Origin of the sequence: Shewanella sp. 10N.286.48.B5 (assembly GCF_002874355.2) — a bacterium.
Lineage (GTDB): Bacteria > Pseudomonadota > Gammaproteobacteria > Enterobacterales > Shewanellaceae > Shewanella.
The window spans coordinates 175,411-193,905 of sequence record NZ_MCVG02000004.1 but is presented as its reverse complement, the minus strand read 5'-3'; the positions used below and the strand labels follow the sequence as shown (position 1 = coordinate 193,905).

Annotated in this window: 17 protein-coding genes; 6 read left to right on the top strand and 11 right to left on the bottom strand. The window is 42.0% G+C overall.

Annotated features, from left to right (window positions below):
* Positions 1-112: 112 nt before the first annotated feature.
* From BCU57_RS19795 to BCU57_RS19785, 3 genes are all read right to left on the bottom strand, one after another.
* Positions 113-2,065, bottom strand: coding sequence for an alpha/beta hydrolase family protein (locus tag BCU57_RS19795; RefSeq protein WP_102439434.1), 1,953 nt, complete (start codon positions 2,063-2,065; stop codon positions 113-115).
* Between the two features lie 84 nt (positions 2,066-2,149).
* Entirely contained in the window at positions 2,150-4,075 is a 1,926-nt protein-coding gene (locus BCU57_RS19790; RefSeq protein WP_102439435.1) for an alpha/beta hydrolase family protein, read from the bottom strand.
* Between the two features lie 86 nt (positions 4,076-4,161).
* Positions 4,162-5,499, bottom strand: coding sequence for an MATE family efflux transporter (locus BCU57_RS19785; RefSeq protein ID WP_102439436.1), 1,338 nt, complete (start codon positions 5,497-5,499; stop codon positions 4,162-4,164).
* A 9-nt stretch (positions 5,500-5,508) separates the two neighbouring features.
* Between BCU57_RS19785 and BCU57_RS19780 the strand changes: the two genes are divergently transcribed.
* The 5 genes from BCU57_RS19780 (at position 5,509) to BCU57_RS19760 (ending at position 10,992) form a co-directional block, all read left to right on the top strand.
* On the top strand, positions 5,509-6,555 hold the full coding sequence (locus tag BCU57_RS19780) for a polysaccharide deacetylase family protein (RefSeq protein WP_102439437.1): 1,047 nt from the start codon (positions 5,509-5,511) through the stop codon (positions 6,553-6,555).
* A gap of 1,046 nt (positions 6,556-7,601) precedes the next feature.
* Positions 7,602-8,156, top strand: a complete 555-nt coding sequence (locus tag BCU57_RS19775; RefSeq protein WP_102530875.1) for a GNAT family N-acetyltransferase — start codon at positions 7,602-7,604, stop codon at positions 8,154-8,156.
* Between the two features lie 503 nt (positions 8,157-8,659).
* Complete coding sequence (locus BCU57_RS19770) at positions 8,660-9,058, top strand: PadR family transcriptional regulator (protein WP_198589974.1); 399 nt, start codon at positions 8,660-8,662, stop codon at positions 9,056-9,058.
* Positions 9,045-9,941, top strand: coding sequence for a sensor domain-containing protein (locus BCU57_RS19765; protein ID WP_102440126.1), 897 nt, complete (start codon positions 9,045-9,047; stop codon positions 9,939-9,941). The genes BCU57_RS19770 and BCU57_RS19765 overlap by 14 nt, the downstream gene beginning before the upstream one ends.
* Positions 9,942-9,984: 43 nt before the next feature.
* Positions 9,985-10,992, top strand: a complete 1,008-nt coding sequence (locus BCU57_RS19760; protein WP_102440127.1) for a CPBP family intramembrane glutamic endopeptidase — start codon at positions 9,985-9,987, stop codon at positions 10,990-10,992.
* Positions 10,993-11,156: 164 nt separating this feature from the next.
* Here BCU57_RS19760 and BCU57_RS19755 read toward each other — a convergent pair whose 3' ends face one another.
* The 5 genes from BCU57_RS19755 to BCU57_RS19735 all read right to left on the bottom strand — a co-directional run bounded on the left by BCU57_RS19755 (position 11,157) and on the right by BCU57_RS19735 (position 15,202).
* A complete protein-coding gene (locus BCU57_RS19755; RefSeq protein ID WP_102440180.1) occupies positions 11,157-11,789 on the bottom strand; it encodes an SCO family protein in 633 nt (210 codons plus the stop codon).
* A 112-nt stretch (positions 11,790-11,901) separates the two neighbouring features.
* A complete protein-coding gene (cyoE, locus tag BCU57_RS19750) occupies positions 11,902-12,807 on the bottom strand; it encodes a heme o synthase (protein ID WP_102440128.1) in 906 nt (301 codons plus the stop codon).
* Between the two features lie 14 nt (positions 12,808-12,821).
* Positions 12,822-13,802, bottom strand: coding sequence for a COX15/CtaA family protein (locus BCU57_RS19745; RefSeq protein WP_102440129.1), 981 nt, complete (start codon positions 13,800-13,802; stop codon positions 12,822-12,824).
* A complete protein-coding gene (locus BCU57_RS19740) occupies positions 13,802-14,356 on the bottom strand; it encodes a hypothetical protein (RefSeq protein WP_102440130.1) in 555 nt (184 codons plus the stop codon). Before BCU57_RS19740 ends, BCU57_RS19745 begins: the two co-directional genes overlap by 1 nt.
* A 99-nt stretch (positions 14,357-14,455) precedes the next feature.
* Positions 14,456-15,202 (bottom strand): SURF1 family protein, encoded by a 747-nt coding sequence (locus tag BCU57_RS19735; protein ID WP_347232002.1) that lies wholly within the window; start codon positions 15,200-15,202, stop codon positions 14,456-14,458.
* Positions 15,203-15,212: 10 nt separating this feature from the next.
* Between BCU57_RS19735 and BCU57_RS19730 the strand changes: the two genes are divergently transcribed.
* Complete coding sequence (locus BCU57_RS19730) at positions 15,213-15,440, top strand: DUF2909 family protein (RefSeq protein ID WP_076538217.1); 228 nt, start codon at positions 15,213-15,215, stop codon at positions 15,438-15,440.
* A 10-nt stretch (positions 15,441-15,450) separates the two neighbouring features.
* Here BCU57_RS19730 and BCU57_RS19725 read toward each other — a convergent pair whose 3' ends face one another.
* Genes BCU57_RS19725 through ctaD form a run of 3 tightly spaced genes read right to left on the bottom strand, consistent with a single transcriptional unit; the run spans position 15,451 to position 18,492 of the window.
* Positions 15,451-16,326, bottom strand: a complete 876-nt coding sequence (locus BCU57_RS19725) for a cytochrome c oxidase subunit 3 (protein WP_076538215.1) — start codon at positions 16,324-16,326, stop codon at positions 15,451-15,453.
* A complete protein-coding gene (locus tag BCU57_RS19720) occupies positions 16,323-16,886 on the bottom strand; it encodes a cytochrome c oxidase assembly protein (protein ID WP_102440132.1) in 564 nt (187 codons plus the stop codon). Before BCU57_RS19720 ends, BCU57_RS19725 begins: the two co-directional genes overlap by 4 nt.
* A 1-nt stretch (position 16,887) precedes the next feature.
* On the bottom strand, positions 16,888-18,492 hold the full coding sequence (ctaD, locus tag BCU57_RS19715; protein WP_102440133.1) for a cytochrome c oxidase subunit I: 1,605 nt from the start codon (positions 18,490-18,492) through the stop codon (positions 16,888-16,890).
* Positions 18,493-18,495: the final 3 nt, after the last annotated feature.

Below are 18,495 nucleotides of genomic sequence, written 5' to 3'. Positions count from 1 at the left end.
TGCTTTAGTTAAATGCTTTAGTTAACAGCTTTAGCTCAGCAGTTACCTATAGAGTGTTAAAAGAATGGCCCGCACATATACCAATATGTGCGGGCCTTTTTCATTGCTTCAATTATAGGTTTTTAGATAAAAAATTATCAATGGCTCTGAAGGTCATTAAGCGGTGCTGATTGTTTGATAAATAGTGATTGGCATTATCGATTTCAACATATTCGACTTGTTTATCTAACGAGGATAATTTTCGATACATATCTCGGCTTTGGCTCACCTGTACCACTTTGTCATTATCACCATGGATTAATAAAATGGGCACATTAATTTTATCAGCATGATAAATCGGAGAGCGTTCATACAGGTCGTCATAATCATCTCCTAACACCTTTTTAGTCATCTCATGACTAGTATAAAAACGGGATAGCTTGACGAGGTCTTCTACATCAGAGACTCCTGCAAAACTGATCACACATTGGTATAATTCAGGGGTCTTTGCTGCTGCCATCATGGCGGCATATCCACCGTAATTAGCGCCAACTATGCATATGTTATTTGGGTCAGCAACACCTTGGTCGATTAAATAGCGAGTGCCATCTTCAACATCTGTTTGCATCTCTTTCCCCCAATTTTTATGTCCAGCAGTGGTGAACTTAAGCCCGTAGCCCGCCGAGCCCCTAAAGTTCATTTGCAGTACAGCATAACCTCGGTTAGCAAAGAACTGAGCCCAATAATCGAATTCTTCGCCAACATAAGAATTAGGTCCACCATGGGGAAAAATAATGGTAGGTAAGTTCTTCGCTTCACGTCCTTTGGGCAATGTAAGGTAGCTAGGTATCTCTAAACCATCTCTGGCGGTATAACTCATTGCTTGAGGTTGGACTAATACATCTGGCGTGAGTTGCGAATACTTGGTCGCAATCACTTCTAGCCTGTTTGCATCGCGATCGCCATAAAGATACAACCCTGGTTGAGTAGGACTTGTAGCAAAAACAATATAACGGCGTTCATTTTTACTAAACTGAGTCAGGTAGTTTTGGGTATCGGGTAATGCGCTTTTTAAGCGCTTGATCAGTTTTTGATAATCTTGATCCCAAAAGTGATATTCATTATCGATACCTGCGGCAATACCAATGGCCTCTCGAGTGATATTAGAGTGCAGCAATTGTGCATTAACGTCACTATTGTCTTCGCTAAATACGAGTTCTTTATGAAGTGTAGGATCCCTAAGATCAACTTTAAAAATGGCAAAGTAACCATCTTGGTAAGCTTTGACGAAGAGAATATTGGGGTTTACGTCAAATCCTAGAGGAATAACGCTGTCTTCTGAATATGCTTCGTGTTTCCAAAGTAAACGTAATTCACCATTGGCTTCACTTTGCTCGTAGGTTCTATATTCGGTGGTATCAGGGTCTCGATAAGTGGCAATACGAACCTTATTTTGCTGATCTGTCATCCACTTGATGACATGCTCTCGATAGTATTGTTCAGTGGAAACCCTACCGGAATACAAGTTAACTTTTAGCACGCTATCTTCATTCACTCGCTCACTAAATCCGGCAACAGATAGCAAAATGTGCTGAGGATCTTTAGGGAGTAAATCGATAATGTGATGCTGAAATTGAGGATTAAACTTAAAACGTTTAAGGGCTTTTTTAGTTAATACGCTGCCCACATCACCGGTTTTTATATTGTACTTTATCAGCAAACTTTCATTAGCATTTTTTCCAAAACGTTTCGAAGGCAAAGTGGCTGCAATGAGCAAGATTTCATCGCTGGCCCAGGTTAAATTAAAAATGGTATAGCGTTCATGGTCATTTTTAAGCGGTATATGAAACTGACCCGTTTCGGTATTAAACAGCGCCACAATCTTATGTGGCTCTTCGGCGCTATCGTCCAAAATTAACGATGCTATGTGTTTACCATTTGGTGACAGCTTTACAGTGCTGACATCGGGAATACTGGCAAAGGCTTCAACGGGGAGTTTAGGGGCAGTTTTTGGGGGAGTATTATCGGCAGCCAAAGCTTGCTGACTTAGCACCAAAGTGGTGATTAGTATGGAAATCCATTTCATTATTGATTGTTTCTCTTAAACGTTTTTTGATAAAGAATCAGTACCACAGTGTTGATTTACTGGGTACTGTTCTGAATTTAAAGCTTAATGTAAATTTTGATGTAAAAACTTTTCAATGGCGATAAAGGTCTGAATCCGATGATCATTATTACTTAAATAATGATCGCCGTTTTCAAGTTCGATATATTCCACAGGCTTTTTTAGGTCGTCTAACTTATCAAACATATCTTCACTGTGCTGCACGCGCACCACGCGATCTTTATCGCCGTGAATAAGTAACACTGGGACATGAATGTCTTTAGCTTTGCTTAATGGTGAGCGCTCATATAGGGCATCATAGTCATCACCAATTTGTTTTTTAACGATTTCAAAATTAGTGTAACGTCTTGAAGACTTGACTAAATACTCCACATCGGTGACACCCGCCACACTGACTGCACATTGGTATAAATCTTTGGTGGTAGCCACACCCATGAGTGCGGCATAACCGCCATAACTGGCGCCGACAATGCATATTTTTTTAGGGTCTGAAATACCTTGCTCCATCAGCCAGCGGGTACCATCTTCAACATCGTTTTGCATATCCAAGCCCCAGCTTTTTAACCCTGCTTGCATAAAGTCAAAGCCGTAACCAGATGAACCTCGAAAGTTCATTCTCAGTACTGCATAGCCTCTGTTGGCTAGAAACTGGGTCCAATAATCAAAGCTATTTGAGTCATAACTAATAGGGCCGCCATGGGGGAAAATAATAGTAGGTAGGTTTTTAGCTTCTTTGTTTTGGGGCGTCGTTAGAAAAGCTTCGATTTCTAAGCCGTCTCTGGCTTTATAAGTCAGGGTTTTAGTATCAGCTAATAATTCAGGGTTTAACTCTTTATAGCGGTATGCGATAGGGAGTAACTCACCGGCATCACGATCACCAAAGAAATAAATACCCGCTTCTTTGGCATTGGTTGAGTAGACAATATAGCGGCGTTCATCGTCACTAAATTGAGTGATGTAATTACGATAGTCTGGTAACGCTTTATTTAGTCCATTAGCTAAGCGAACGTATTCGTCATCCCAAAATGTATATTCAGATTCGTCACTGTCATTAATGCCGATGACTCTTTGTTTGAGACTTGAGTAAATTAATGAGCCTTCAACGTCATAGGACTCTCTGCTAAACACCAATTCTTTAGTTAGTTTTGGGTCGGTTAAGTTAACCTTAAAAATAGCCAATAAGTCATCATGATATGCTTTTACATAAAGAATATTGGGGTCTTGCGCAAAGCCCATCGGCCAAACTTGTTCCTTAGCAAAGGCCTCAAACTCCCATAAAACACGTCTATCTTCACCTGTGTCAGCTTGTTCGTAAATTCTGAACTGACTACCTTTGTGATAAATGCCAATTCTGACTTTATGCTGTCTATCGGTTATCCAGTCTTGGATATTTGGTTCTGCTGGTTGCACAAACCTGAAAGCTCCATTGTTCAAGTTGATGTTAATAACCGACTCAAAATTGGGCTTGTTACCTAAACCACTAATGCCCAGTAACAGTTTTTCTTTATCATTTGGCAAATAGTCGATGATGTTAGATTGGATTTGCGGCATCCATTTGAATTTTTTAAGAGAGCGACTGCTGATAATGCTAGAGGTTTTATTTTTACTGATAGAATACTTCATCAACCTCGTTTCTGTAGTTGGCGTGCCGTAGCGTACAGCAGGGAATTTAGCTTTGATTAATAAGGCATCATCACTGGCCCATTGCAGTGATAAAATCACAAATTTTTCATTATCTGTTTGCAGTGGATAAAAAGACTCACGGGTATCAATATCAAGGATATTAATAATAGAGCCTTTCATTTCATTGGTATTTAAGCGGACTAAAGAAGCTATTTTTTTGCCATTAGGTGACATGGTCACATGGCTAACATCTGGAATGCTGGCAAATGCTTCCAGCGGTAATTGTTCGGCGCTAACTGAAGCTGAGCATAGCCAAAGCGTCACTAGTAAGCTAAAAATCCGTTTCATTAAAATCATCCCTATTATTGTTGTTAACTAGATGTTATCAGTTGCGGGGCTGATAAATCTACTGTTAATTCAATAATAAAGAGCGCTTATAGCTGTTTAAAGCAGTCACTGTAGCGGTAATGCAGTGCTAACGACAGGCTACGGCATAACATAAAGGCGCTCATGGCGGCCCACAGGGCATTATTGCCGTATTCTTGAAGTAAATACCAACAGGGAAAAAACACCCCAAAGGTCGATAGAATCATGCTATTACGCATCATTTTACCTTGGGCTGCGCCAATATATACCCCATCAAATAAGTAGGACCCAAATGCCAGCAATGGCATGAATACTAGCCAAATTAAGTAATGTTCGGCTTGTTGTTGTACCAATTCAATATTGGTGAGTAAGCCAATGATATTGCTACCCGCAAAATAAAATAACAGGCTAAAGCCTAAGGCAAATAGCGCTGACCAACTCGCAGCAAGGGTCACTGAGTCGTGTAATAAATTGAGGTTTTTTTGCCCCACCGCGCGGCCCACTTCGGCTTCGGCATAATAAGCTATGCCATCTAAGGCGTAAGAGATCAGCATCAGTAAATTAAGCAGCACCGCATTAGCGGCAATGATGTCATCACCTAAGCCCGCACCGTAAAAAGTCATAAAGGTAAAGCTGGCTTGCAAACATAAGCTGCGAATAAAGATATCGCGATTTAATTTTAATAAGCGTGAATAGCCTTTTAAGCTGATATGAACCAATAACTGACGCAAACTAAAATCAGCCTGTTGATATAAAGCGCGTTTTACAATGACAGCTGCAACGGTAAAGGCACACATATCAGCGATAACAGAGGCAAGCGCGGCGCCTTTTACATTCCAATTTAGGCCAATCACAAACACTACATCTAAAACGATATTGACGATATTGGCGATGATTAACTGCCACATTGCCGCCTTGGGCGCTTGCCTGCCCAGTAACCAGCCAAGTAACACCAAATTTAAGAGTGCAAATGGCACCGACCAAATACGAATTTCTACGTACTCGCGGCAAAATTGCTGCACCTGCGCACTGGCTTGGCTTAAAGACATGGCAAAATCGAGCAGCGGTTGCTGCAATAACACTGCTGCGCCACCAAACAGCAATGCAAGGCAAGCGCCTTGCACCAGCAATTTTTGCTGAGTTACGGTATCATTAGCGCCGTAAGCTTGGGCGACCAGCCCCGTGGTGGACATGCGCAAAAAGCCCAGCAACCAGACAATTAAAGTAATAATTGTGCTGCCAAGCGCCACCCCGCCTAAATAATAGGCCTCACTTAAATGGCCGATGACTGCGGTATCGACTAAACCTAATAACGGTATGGTGATATTCGATAAAATCATCGGCAAGGCTAAAGCAAAAAGCTGCCGGTTTTTTTGGCTGTTAAAAAGTAATGCTTTTATGGACATAGGAATAATATGTTAAAACGAACTCTATTGGGGTTATTGTGGTTAATATCACTTAATGCCAATGCCGTGGTGATCTTGCAATATCATCATGTGTCAGAAACTACACCTGCAAGTACCAGTGTGACGCCAGCTCAATTTGAAGAGCAAATGCAATACCTTGCTGAAAACGAGTTTACCATCATTCCATTAACCCAAGCGGTAAATGCGCTAAAGAATAACACGCCATTAGCGGATAAAAGCATCGTTATTACCTTTGATGATGGCTATGACAGTATCGGTATGGCTGCGGCGCCCATATTAGCCAAATATGATTTTCCTTATACAGTATTTGTGTCAGTAGAGCCGATTGAAAAAGGTTATCGCGGCATGATGAGTTGGGATGATATTAAAACGCTCACTGAAAAGGGCGCTACAATCGCCAACCATAGCTGGGCCCATGAGCATCTAAATCGTAAGCTTGATGGCGAATCTAAGCAGCAATGGCTTGATAGAATCGAAGCAAACTTGCTAGCAACGGAAGCGGAAATTAACAAGCATACCGGTCAGAGTGTAAAAATGCTGGCTTACCCATATGGTGAGTACAATAGCGATGTTGAAGATATTCTGAAAAAGCACGCCTTTATTGGTTTAGGGCAACAATCTGGCGCCGCGGGAAAATACTCAATACTGACTGCGCTGCCACGTTTTCCTGTGGCGGGCCCTTATGCTGATTTAGACAGTTTAAAAGTCAAGTTTACTAGCCTCAATATGCCGGTGGTGAAGCAAAATATCACTGACCCACAGTTAAGCCAAGGTCAGTGGCGACCTGAGCTAACCGTTGAGCTGGACACCACTGATATTTACCCGCATCAGGTGATGTGTTTTGTCCAAGGCCAAGGCGCTAAAAAGCCGACTTGGGTTTCTGAAACTGAGTTTAATATTCAAGCTTCAGCAAACTTACCTGCAGGTCGAAGCCGTTATAACTGCACTGCACCGAGTAAAACTAAGTCAGGTTATTATTGGTTTTCGCAAGCCTGGTTAAGACCGAATAATGATGGCAGTTGGCCGACAGAATAACTTCTTTCTTTGGGTGCTATTTTTCCAATCTCCGTTTGGATTAACATCGTGGGTTTTCCACCCACACCCGACCAAAAGGGTATCAACAGCAATACCCTCTTGGATCACCCTGCCGCCCCCGACGAAAAATGCTGAAAAGCGCATGATTTTCGATGGGGATTGATCCAGCTTTTTACTTCGTTTTTTGCTAACTTCAGACTTATTCGAAAATGCTAACGCTTCCGATGGTGCATCCATGCACCGCGAAAGCTAGCCTGACGTCCTGTCAGGCTCACGCTATTTTCTCTGCGTCCTCAATTCAAATTGAGTCAGAAAGTTTTAGATCCTCTTGCTCTTTAAATTGTCACGAATACCGTCAAATCGAAGAGACAATAATCCCAGTGTAGATGCAGCAGCGAGCTTCCAAAACAGGGATGTTTTGGCAGAGCTTACATGGACGTACTTGCAGCGTCTCGCAGTTGTATCTGCACATAAGGTCGCTCTTTCACATCCATGTGATCGCGACATTTGTATATCCTATACATCACCTGCGGCAGGCAATGGATTAAGTTGAAGTTATGGTCTTCCGTAATTTAGCCAATAAAAATGAAGTATAAAGTTGGTGCTGGTAACTCGTTTATGCCCCAAAATGAGTTGGTGCTAGCAATGGGATAATCAGCATAACCTTACTTTTTCTAATCGATTATGACCGCATTACTTGTCGTTCAAATGACTGGTTGCCTATACAGGTATAACTGATTTTCTCCAAATTGAGATAATTCTGGCGCCAAAGGATGCGTAAAATGAGCTTTTTACGCATCGATAATTTTGTGACATTCGAAAAAACCCATACATATCAATCTACTGCGATTTTTTTAAAGTGTTGTATAGACCTCGTAAACAAAGACGCATTCTTTCTCCGGCAGTATTTTGAGCATTACTTACGTACTCACAAAAATATTCGATTTACAACAAGGACTTAGCGATGATATCTTTGATGTTTTAATTGAGCAGCCTGGAACATTATTGTGCTGCTATTGAATAAGCTGTTATATTTTCAGAGAGTTATGAGTAATTTTCCAATAATTGAGACAAAAAGACTTATCTTAAATGAGCAAACTGTTGATGATTCCAAATCAATTTTTGCTATGTTTTCTGATAGCGATGTTACTGAGTTTTACGACTTGCATTTCAGCATAGAAAGTGAGGCTGTTGAGCTAATTGAAAATGACACAAAACGGTTTCAAGAAAGCAAGAGTGTCAGGTGGGCAATCCGTGAAAAATCAACTAACAATTTTATAGGTAGTTGTGGCATTAACCGTTTTGAAGAAAGTAATGACATAGCTGTTATTGGGTATGAATTTATTAAAGACTCATGGGGCAAAGGCTATGCTACGGAAGCTGTAAAGAGCGTTGTTGAGTATTCATTTTCTAAGCAGTGCCCTAAATTTGTCAACAGAATAGAAGCATACGTAATGCTTGGTAATAGGGCTTCTGAAATTGTATTGGAGCGGTTAGGGTTCAAGTGTGATGGTACATTAAGGCAGCATGGCAAATGGAAAGGTTCATATCATGACCTTAAAGTCTTTTCTCTGCTGCGCTCAGATGAAATGAAAATATAACAGATAAGGATAGGCCGCGCGTAGCCGCGTCCTTATCCCAAGTGTTGAACAAGCCCGAGTGATACCTTTATAGTGTAAATATCGGCGTAAGATCTTACGCTTTTTCGATGTGTGCAGAGCAGTTACATTTTTTACTAGCCGCATAGATCCCTTAGCATCGTCAGCTAATTTCTTTACCTAAAATATCAATGCCTTAGCACCTCCTGATACTTTTCTTGTTCCGCATCTTAAGTGTTAATTTTTAATCCTTCCGCTTAAACAGTGGCGTTAGGTGTGGTTGGTTTTTGCCTAAGAAAGCTTGTCAGTCGTGCATGCTTATTCCTATGCACCCCCATAAATATCATCGGTTGTCGGCAACAAGGGCAAAAATTAACATGGCCACCCATTCCAGGTGGCTAGTATAGGTAAGTTCCAAATGCTTAAGCTTAAAAGATATCACTAGTATTTAGTTAACACTAGTGATATCTTGTCACTAGTATTAACTAAACACTAGTGGTTGTTACGTGAATGGAATTGACAAAAAAGATATCAAAGAGCATGAAGAAGCCGTTGATCTGTTGGTTAAAAAGTTTAGTAAAGAACTCAACTCAGGCACTTCTGCACTTGTGCTGCTGAGTATATTGAACAACTCAGATAAACCACTTTATGGATATCAGATTTCCAAACTTTTAGGTCACTCTAATACTGACAAGCAAGGAGTTATCTATCCTGTGCTGCGGAATATGGAGGCTAAAGGCTTATTGGAAAGTCAGGTACTCCCTTCTGAAAGCGGACCTCCTAGGAAGTACTTCACTATCTCAATATTGGGCAAAAAAGTATTAGAAGAGTGGTTGCAGATTTGGCAACGCACTCAGCTTTTTGTAAATCAAATAATTACAGGCAAATCAAATGGAAACGATTAAGTCAAATAAAGCTATCGAAAAGGATATTCAACATTATTTACGTGAGTTAAGTGCCGCATTACACAATCAAGATTTATCATTAGTACAAGATGCTAAATTTGACGCGGAAAGTCACTTTCGTGCAGCACTATTAGAATCAAGTAATAAAGCCAATCCTATGCTGGATATCATCCAAGATTATGGTACTCCGCAAGTTATTGCTCAGCATTACTGTGATATGGAGTTAACTGTTGATTTGGCATTTAATGGTAGGAAAGAGTATCAATCAAATGTTCAATCCGGTTCAATTTTCTCGATATTAAAAGATACTGCGGCCTTTAAAGCGCTTATTTACTATTTTATTAGCTTCCCATTATCTATGGTCTATATAGCTTGGGTGTTATTGGTTGGGCTAAGTAGCGCCGTTGCATCCCTTGTATTGATTGGCATACCGGTATTTATTTTTTTCATCAACTCAATGCGATATTTCTCATTATTTGAAGGGCGATTAATTGAGCCGTTATTAGGTGAGCGTATGCCACGTAGGCCTAAATTTCTGCATAACCTATCTCAGTTCAAGTCTCTAAAAGGGGTTATTGCTTTAATTAAAAATCGTGAAAATTGGACTTCGATATTGTACCTATTGCTTCAGTTACCATTATCTTTACTGTATTTCACTATTTTCGTTTTACCAGCAGTATTTTCAATATTGCTATTCTTATCGCCAGTTATTGATCCATTGATCAATACGATAAACCCTTCTTTGAGTATTGATATTAATTGGTACTGGCTCCCTATTTCCACCCCTCTTAGTCTTATCGGTTTAATGCTGTCGTTACATGCAGCAAAAACTATCGGAAAACTGCATGCAAGATTTGCTAAGTCTATGCTGGTTTCAATTTAACGAGAAAAGTTAAATTCTAGTTCTTAAATCGGAGTATTTAACAATGAAAATATTGAAGACGTTTGGAGAAAGGTACCCTATTAGTGCTTTTCTGATTCTTTGCTTTGGATTTACCTGGTCAATTTGGTTTACCGTTCCTTTCTTTGCAGGTTCTGATTGGTCGTTAGGGCGAATATATGTTGGTGCAGGTTTCGGGCCTGCATTAGCAGCCATTTTTATGAACCAGCTATGTGGTCATGGAGCTGACATTGGAAATAAAAAGTGGTTGTTATGCTTTAGTGCTTTTTTCGCATTGTTGTTTGGATTGTATTTTTCAATACTGCTAACTGGTGATGGCATTACAGCTGAAAAACTTTCTCAGGCTAGACCTGCTGGCATTTCTGTTACAGGAATCCTAGGTGTAATAGTGTCTGCAGTAATTGGGAGCTTTGTAATTGCTTCTTTGGCTGTTAGTCGTTCAAAAGCATTAAGTTCAGTGAGCGAGTGGCGTGTATCGATTAAGTGGTGGTTAATCGCTTTGTTGCTCCCTTCAGTATGGATGATGTTAGGTGTGTTAATGGCTAGCATGACTGGAGAAAAGATACAGGCAGAGTTAGTTGAGCATAATTTAGAGTTGCAGACTTGGGTTTTATACACCGCACGTTCAATATTGCTCACATTTTTGGTGGTCGCTATTGGCGAAGAGGCTGGTTGGCGAGCGTGGATGTTACCGCGTTTACAGCAACGATTTAGCCCACTTCACAGCTCGGTATTTATCGGTATTGCTTGGGGTTTATGGCATTTCCCATTATTCGTTATCGGGCAATATAGTGATCCGCCTGAAATGGTTTTTGCTAAAGCAGGCGCTTGTATAATGTTGGGTATTGTTTTTACATGGCTATATAACCGTACAGGGGGAAACCTATTGATGGTGGTTTTGCTTCATACCGCTATGAATAGTTCACCAAGATTTGTTCCTTTTTCTGAGCAAATGGGGGTATTTTTAATTTTATCTCTCATCTGCATGATTGTTTTCGACAGAATGTGGCGAAAAAGTAGGATACAACTTTAGCTTATTATCCTAATGGCTTAATAGAGTTTATTTAGTCGTGGATTGCGACAAACGACAATCAAAGGATTAAATCTTTAATTGCTAGCTCATATATGAACCCAACAAAAAGCCTCAATATTTTCATATTGAGGCTTTGTTATATTTCCAATACCTATATAAAAACCTTAAGCACTTTCAATAATCTGCTTTAGATCCGCAACCAGCTCTTTATTCAAAATCTGTGGTATTTTCCCGGGTTGGGCTTTAGGTTTAAACACTGCAAACTTTTCCCCTTGTGGTGATACTAAAACATAGCTGGCGCTGTGATCCACTTGGTAATCTTCGCCGTCGCCAACCATGGCGTAGGCAAAACCTAAATCACGAGTAAAAGGAAATAGCTGAGCGTGATCGGCAGTAACGGCTTTGAAATCGCGGTTAAAAAAATTGATGTAATCTAAACGTTTAGTTTGGCTGTCCCTTGCGGGGTCCACTGACACAAACACCACTTGAATATTGTCGCTTACTGCTTGCAACTCTGGGTAGGCGGCATTGAGTTTATTAAGGGTTGTTGGGCAAACATCTGGGCATGAAGTAAAGCCGACAAATACTAAACTCCACTTACCTAAAAGCTGCTCATTGGTAAAGGTATTCCCCAATTGGTCTTGCATACTAAAAGGTGCCAGTGGTCTTGGGTTATCAAACAAATAACTTGTTTCAAGTGCCAGATCCGGCCTTGATTTAGTGGCAGTGGCGATTGTTGCGGATGAACTTTTTTGACTAGGGAAAAGCGTAGCAACAGCGACGCCCAAGCCCAGCATAATGAAAGCTAACGCGATAATTTTTTTCACTCATTCACTCCATTATTTTTATCTTTACGTTCACTGTTTTTATCTTCAATTTCACCATGGCGATAAGCACTGATAAAGCGAGTTATACCCATAAGTAGTGATCAACTAATAGCACTAAAAATAAAATCATTAAGTGATAAATCGAGAACTTAAACACATCCATCGCCAGCCCTGGTTTGTCGTGATACTTAAGTTGCCAGGCTTTATAAATAAAGCCACAACTTAGAATGGTTGAACCCACAAGATAAACGGGGCCACACATGCCAACCAGTACTGGCAATAAACAGGCAATAGCCAGTAACAAGGTATATAACAAGATACAAGTTTTAGTAAACTCAACCCCATGGGTGACTGGCAGCATTGGGACATCGACTTTGGCGTATTCTTTTCTACGGTGAATCGCCAGTGCCCAAAAATGCGGCGGCGTCCAAGTGAAGATGATGATAACAAGTAATAGTGCGTTGCCATGTAATTCGTTGGTGACAGCAGTCCAACCCAATAAAGGTGGCATTGCCCCAGCTAAGCCGCCAATGACGATATTTTGCGGGGTAGCGCGCTTAAGATAAGCGGTATACACCACAGCATAACCGATTAAACTGGCAAAGGTTAACCATGCGGTAAGTGGGTTAACTAAGGTATACAAAATAACAAAACCGCCTAAGCCGATAGAAGTGGCAAAGGTCATGGCTTTGATTACCGAGACCTTGCCTTTTGGTAATGGGCGGTTATAGGTACGCGCCATTAAACCATCAATGCGGCGATCAATTAAGTGGTTATAAGCCGCCGCTGCCCCCGCCATCATGGCTATGCCTATCATGCCAAAGATAAGCGGCTGCAATGGCACTGCGCCGGGCAATGCGAGGCACATTCCCACCAGTACTGTCAGTAACATCAGGGCGACCACTTTGGGTTTGGTCATTTCAAAATAGGCGCGCCAAGGTAATTGCGCGCTGCTGGTGCTTGCTGGTATAGACAGAGATTTAGCCATAATAGAATCCTTGCTTAAGCTTTACGCCACAGCGCGTAGTTGATGAAAATAACGGTAAGTAACAATAGCGCTGCGCCGCCGTTGTGCGATACAGCAATCCCTAAAGGCAAATGCATGACAATATTGCTGATGCCAAGGCCCACTTGAATGATCACTAGGGCAAATAACAGCCAAGCACTTTTACGTATTGTGTGTGAGCGTGCTTTAAGTAATTTAAATCCTAACCACACTAAACAGGCAGCGGTAATCACGCCCCAAATACGATGAGTAACATGGATTGTCATGCGGGCAGGGTATTCCAGTACGCCATATTCAAAGCTTGGATGTGTCCCTTGAAACGGTGAAAAAGCATCAGCAAATTGCAGATTATCGACCCAGTTACCTTCACATATTGGCAGGGCGGTACAGGCTAATGCTGCGTAATTCGATGACGTCCAGCCGCCCAAAATAATTTGAACCGCCAGTACAATTAAGCAGACCATGGCAAAGGGGGCGAGTTTTCTGGCATAAGTGTCACCACCAGGGATCCGCAGTGGCCGGGTACGTAAATACAGCAGTAGCAGTAAAGCGAATAAACTAAAGCCACCAATTAAATGCCCCATGACTACGATGGGCATTAATTTCATGGTGACAGTCCACATGCCCAAGGCAGCTTGAAAGAGCAGTAGGGCGGAAATCAGTATGGGTAGCTTTTTGGGCGCATCGGCTCTTTTTAAGCAGATGATAAGGATGGTTAAAATCAGTAATCCAAGAGTGCCAGCGATATAGCGGTGGATCATTTCCAGCCACGCCTTGTCAGGCTCTAGCGTTTGATTTGGGAATGCAGTCTCAACTTTTGCTATTGCATCAGGCGCGCTAGGCACCACAAGATGACCATAGCAACCTGGCCAATCAGGGCAGCCAAGCCCTGCATCTGACAGCCGAGTGTAGGCACCCATTAATATCACCGTAAAGGTAAATACTAAGGTAAATTTGAGCAGGTTTTTTATCACCATTACCCGACCCTCGATAGTTTAAGCATCTTACGTAAATCGCCAATCATCGACTTACCTTGGGCAATATTTTCTTGCTCGCCCATAATACCTGGGTATTTCATGACTAGGCTACCAAGGGGATCGACAATAATCATTTGCTGCTCTGTCAGTAATGCGGCCATTGCAGGGCTGGCACTGGCTGTAGCAAACGGCACTTGCAGTTTAGTTAAAATTGCGGTGTCGCTATCTGGGGTGAGTAAAATAATTGGGCTGACGCGATCTTGATGTTTACCTAAGGCGATATGGCTTTGATGCATAACATACAAACGTTGCTGACATTGTTCTAGGCATTGGTTTGGTAATAAATACACCAGCTGCCACATATGCGGCTGCGGGTTGGTCATGGCTAAGGTTTGATAATTAAGTTGTGCGCCGATTAGCTCACCTTTGTTAGTGGCGGCGCCGTTATATAAATCTAGGCTCAAGACTAATTTAGCCATAGCCACCGGTAAAATAAATACCAGCAGCAGTAGATATAATGTCTTGTTACCTTTAGGTTTTGCTGGGGAGTTCATACTTGCTCCTCTTGTTACGACTGTTTTTGTTATAGGATGAGTTTTTTTTACTTAAGTCACTATTTTTAATTTAGTTACTCTTGTATTTAGGTTTTAACTTTAGGTCTTAATTTTAGGCTTAAATGTTTTCCAACCAAGCCATAGCATTAGCGATAAAAATACTGCTGCCATGGTGAACCATTGCAATGCATAGCCTTGGTGTTTTTGGGCTGACAGTGGAATAGGTGTCCATGGTTTTGCTAGTGTCATGTTCGGTGTTATATCTGGCTGCAGTACTGCCGGTGCCAGTTGATGACCTATTTTCTCTGCTAAGGCCACGAGATTTAAATTTTGAAAACGGATCACGTCACGGTTTTCTACTGTAAATTGTTCCACATAAAGTTGGTCACTTAAGGGATTGGTTTGGCGCTGATACACTCGACCTGTGAGCTGATATTGCGCCGCAGGCAATGGCGCTAAATCGGGTAATATACGGCGGTCTTTATTCGCTGCAGTAAAGCCTAGTTCAACCAGTAGCCATGGCTCTGTGGCTGATATTGCAAATACTTGATAAGCCAGATAACCCACTTGGCCGTTATAAACTTGATTATCAAGCAGTAATATTTGTTCATTGACGGGCTTAGCGGTGACGTTAATGCGATAACCCGTTAGTGGACCGCTGCTATCTAGCGTTAAAAAAGTGTGGTAATCCAATTCACTGGACGCTTGCCTTTCACTTAAGGTGGCTTGCCAAGCTTGTTTTTGAATTCCTCTATCAAGTTGCCATAAACCGAGCTTGACCAAAATAGAAAACACACTCACAGTAACAACTAGCAATAACCCAGTAGAAAGTCGCCAAACGCGCAAAGGAGAGCCCGTGGGAACCTTAGATACCTTAGTTATTTTCAAGCTTGTTTTAGTACTGCTGCTTGTATTCATATTATTTAATTTAGCCAGAGCCCTATTTATTATGGTTAAAGCGGAAAATAAACAATCTATGAGCCAATATTTAGGTCGTCGAGTGATCTTTTCTGCGTTAGTGATGTTGTTATTGTTACTGGCCTTAGGATTTGGCTGGATAAGCCCAAATCCTAGACCTTATTAGCTTTGCAGCCTTATAAGACGTACACGAAAATAAATAAGCATAACCACACCACATCAACAAAATGCCAATACCAACTTCCGGATTGAAAGGCGAAATGATTATCTGGGGTGAAGTGACCTTTCAATACTCTAAAGAACAGGATTATTAGAAATACTGTGCCTAAGGTGACGTGCATACCGTGAAAGCCAGTTAGCAAAAAGAAGGTGTTACCATAAATCCCTGAGGTGAGTGTGAGCCCCATTTCTTGGTAGGCATGGACATACTCTTCAACTTGTAAAAACAAGAAGCCGATACCCAGCAAAATAGTCAGTCCTAACCAAACCTTCAGTGCGCCACGTTTTGATTTTTCTAACGACACATGGGCAAAGTGCAAGGTGACTGAAGAGGTCAGTAGAATGAGGGTGTTATACAGCGGCAATCCGCCCCAACCCATGGCTTCAGTGGTGGTACCATCTGGGGTTTTCACTAGCGGCCAAATGGCTTCAAATGTTGGCCACAATACCTCATGGGTCATGGCATTATTTGATGCACCGCCGAGCCAAGGTATTGCTACCATTCGAGCGTAAAACAATGCCCCAAAAAATGCCCCGAAAAACATGATTTCTGAGAAAATAAACCAGCTCATGCCTTGTCTAAAAGAGCGATCCATTTGCGCTGAATATAAACCTGACATTGACTCATCAATGATATTTTTAAACCAGCCAAACAGCATAAATATAATTACAGCAATACCCGCGATTAGGGTGTAGCCGCCAGAAGATTGTTCAGTTGAAAGTTGTTGGATGTAGGTACCTGCGCCAAATGCAATCAGAAATAATCCGATAGCGCCGGTAATTGGCCAGATACTTTGCGCTGGCACGTAGTAGTTTTCATGTTTTGTTGTCATCTTGCTGCTCCTTGCTCTATGGCTGCAGTCTGCTTGTCTGTAATATCATAGAGGGTATAAGAGAGAGTCAATGTGTTAATGGATTCAGGTAAATCCGCATCCACGTAAAAAATTAACGGTAATTCAGCATCGGCCATTGCTGCTAGGGGTTGCTGATTGAAGCAAAAGCACTCGGTCTTATTAAAATAAGCCGCGCCTTGGCCTGGCGATACCGAGGGTATTGCTTGGCCTACGAGGTTATTTGAAGATAAGTTTTTCGCTAAAAACGCAGTACGTGTGAGTTCGCCGGGGTGAACCTGCATGCGGTTCACTTTTGGCACAAACTCCCACGGCATATTGCTTTGTACTTGGGCAATAAACTCAATGGTTACAGTACGGTCTTTATCAATCACCACAGCCTCATAACTGCTGGCAGTACTTTGGGTTTTTCCATTAATCCCCAAGGCATCGCAAAGCACGTCATACAAAGGCACTAGCGCAAAACCAAAGCCGAACATACCTATTGAACCCAGTACTAGGCCAATAAGTAAATTACGGTTTGATTTTGTTGGCTGGCTCATATCATTTAACCTCTGGTGGGGTGGTAAATGAGTGATAAGGCGCAGGACTGGCAATAGTCCACTCTAACCCTTCAGCACCTTCCCATGGCTTATCCGCAGCTTTTTCGCCGCCCTTGATACATTTCAGTACCACAGCGAGGAAAATCAGTTGTGATAAACCAAAGGCAAAACCACCAATAGAGACAATTTGGTTTACGTCAGCAAACTGAATTGCATAGTCTGGAATACGACGTGGCATGCCTGCTAAGCCTAAAAAGTGCATTGGGAAAAACAATACATTGACTGAAATAACACTACACCAGAAATGCCAACGACCTAATGTTTCGCTATACATGTATCCTGTCCATTTCGGTAGCCAGTAATATGCTGCAGCCATAATGGAAAATACTGCGCCAGTCACCAGTACATAATGAAAATGCGCTACCACAAAGTAAGTATCATGGTATTGGAAATCCGCTGGGGTGATCGCTAGCATCAAGCCAGAGAAGCCACCGATGGTGAATAAGATGATGAATGCAATGGCGAACAGCATCGGGGTTTCGAAGGTGATTGAGCCGCGCCACATAGTTGCAACCCAGTTAAACACTTTCACCCCAGTAGGCACTGCGATTAACATGGTGCAGTACATGAAGAATAGCTCTGCAAATACTGGCATCCCGGTGGTGAACATGTGATGCGCCCAAACTAGGAAGGACAAAATCGCAATACTTGAGGTGGCGTATACCATGGAGGCATAACCGAAAAGCTTTTTACGGCTAAAGGTGGGAATAATGGCCGAGATAATCCCGAATGAAGGTAAAATCATGATGTAGACTTCGGGGTGGCCAAAGAACCAGAAAATATGCTGGAACATCACAGGGTCGCCGCCGCCAGCAGCATCAAAGAAGCTGGTGGCAAAGTATTTATCAGTCAGTACCATGGTTACTACACCTGCCAATACCGGCATCACTGCTATTAGCAAGAAGGCGGTAATCAGCCAAGTCCAGACGAACAATGGCAGCTTCATCCAAGTCATACCCGGAGCACGCATATTAACAATGGTCACCACCACGTTAATAGCACCCATGATCGAGCTTATGCCCATAATGTGAACTGAGAACACAAATAATGCTGTGCTATCAGGGCTATAGGTTGTTGACAGTGGTGCATAGAAAGTCCAGCCAAAGTTGGGGCCTCCACCTTCCATAAATAGCGAGCTAAGTAGAATCGCAAACGCGAAAGGTAAAATCCAAAAGCTCCAGTTATTCATCCGCGGTAGTGCCATATCTGGCGCACCAATCATCATTGGAATGAGCCAGTTAGCTAAGCCGGTAAAGGCTGGCATGACTGCGCCAAATACCATAATCAAGCCATGGACTGTGGTCATTTGGTTAAAAAAGTTAGGTTCAACTAACTGTAAACCGGGTTGGAATAACTCAGCACGAATGACCATGGCCATTGCGCCGCCGGTTAAAAACATAATGAAACTAAACCACAGATACATTGAACCAATATCTTTATGGTTAGTGGTTAAAACCCAGCGCATAATGCCTTTTGGCGCCCCATGATGATGGTCATCATGGTGATCGTCGTGAGCGGCTGGTGAATCTTGTGTAATTGTGCTCATTTT

What these genes read in the sequence shown, in the direction of transcription:
- BCU57_RS19795 (WP_102439434.1), bottom strand. Translation starts at nt 2,065, where the DNA reads ATGAAATGGATTTCCATACTAATCACCACTTTGGTGCTAAGTCAGCAA.
- BCU57_RS19790 (WP_102439435.1), bottom strand. Translation starts at nt 4,075, where the DNA reads ATGAAACGGATTTTTAGCTTACTAGTGACGCTTTGGCTATGCTCAGCT.
- BCU57_RS19785 (WP_102439436.1), bottom strand. Translation starts at nt 5,499, where the DNA reads ATGTCCATAAAAGCATTACTTTTTAACAGCCAAAAAAACCGGCAGCTT.
- BCU57_RS19780 (WP_102439437.1), top strand. Translation starts at nt 5,509, where the DNA reads ATGTTAAAACGAACTCTATTGGGGTTATTGTGGTTAATATCACTTAAT.
- BCU57_RS19775 (WP_102530875.1), top strand. Translation starts at nt 7,602, where the DNA reads ATGAGTAATTTTCCAATAATTGAGACAAAAAGACTTATCTTAAATGAG.
- BCU57_RS19765 (WP_102440126.1), top strand. Translation starts at nt 9,045, where the DNA reads ATGGAAACGATTAAGTCAAATAAAGCTATCGAAAAGGATATTCAACAT.
- BCU57_RS19760 (WP_102440127.1), top strand. Translation starts at nt 9,985, where the DNA reads ATGAAAATATTGAAGACGTTTGGAGAAAGGTACCCTATTAGTGCTTTT.
- BCU57_RS19755 (WP_102440180.1), bottom strand. Translation starts at nt 11,789, where the DNA reads ATGCTGGGCTTGGGCGTCGCTGTTGCTACGCTTTTCCCTAGTCAAAAA.
- cyoE (WP_102440128.1), bottom strand. Translation starts at nt 12,807, where the DNA reads ATGGCTAAATCTCTGTCTATACCAGCAAGCACCAGCAGCGCGCAATTA.
- BCU57_RS19745 (WP_102440129.1), bottom strand. Translation starts at nt 13,802, where the DNA reads ATGGTGATAAAAAACCTGCTCAAATTTACCTTAGTATTTACCTTTACG.
- BCU57_RS19740 (WP_102440130.1), bottom strand. Translation starts at nt 14,356, where the DNA reads ATGAACTCCCCAGCAAAACCTAAAGGTAACAAGACATTATATCTACTG.
- BCU57_RS19725 (WP_076538215.1), bottom strand. Translation starts at nt 16,326, where the DNA reads ATGACAACAAAACATGAAAACTACTACGTGCCAGCGCAAAGTATCTGG.
- BCU57_RS19720 (WP_102440132.1), bottom strand. Translation starts at nt 16,886, where the DNA reads ATGAGCCAGCCAACAAAATCAAACCGTAATTTACTTATTGGCCTAGTA.
- ctaD (WP_102440133.1), bottom strand. Translation starts at nt 18,492, where the DNA reads ATGAGCACAATTACACAAGATTCACCAGCCGCTCACGACGATCACCAT.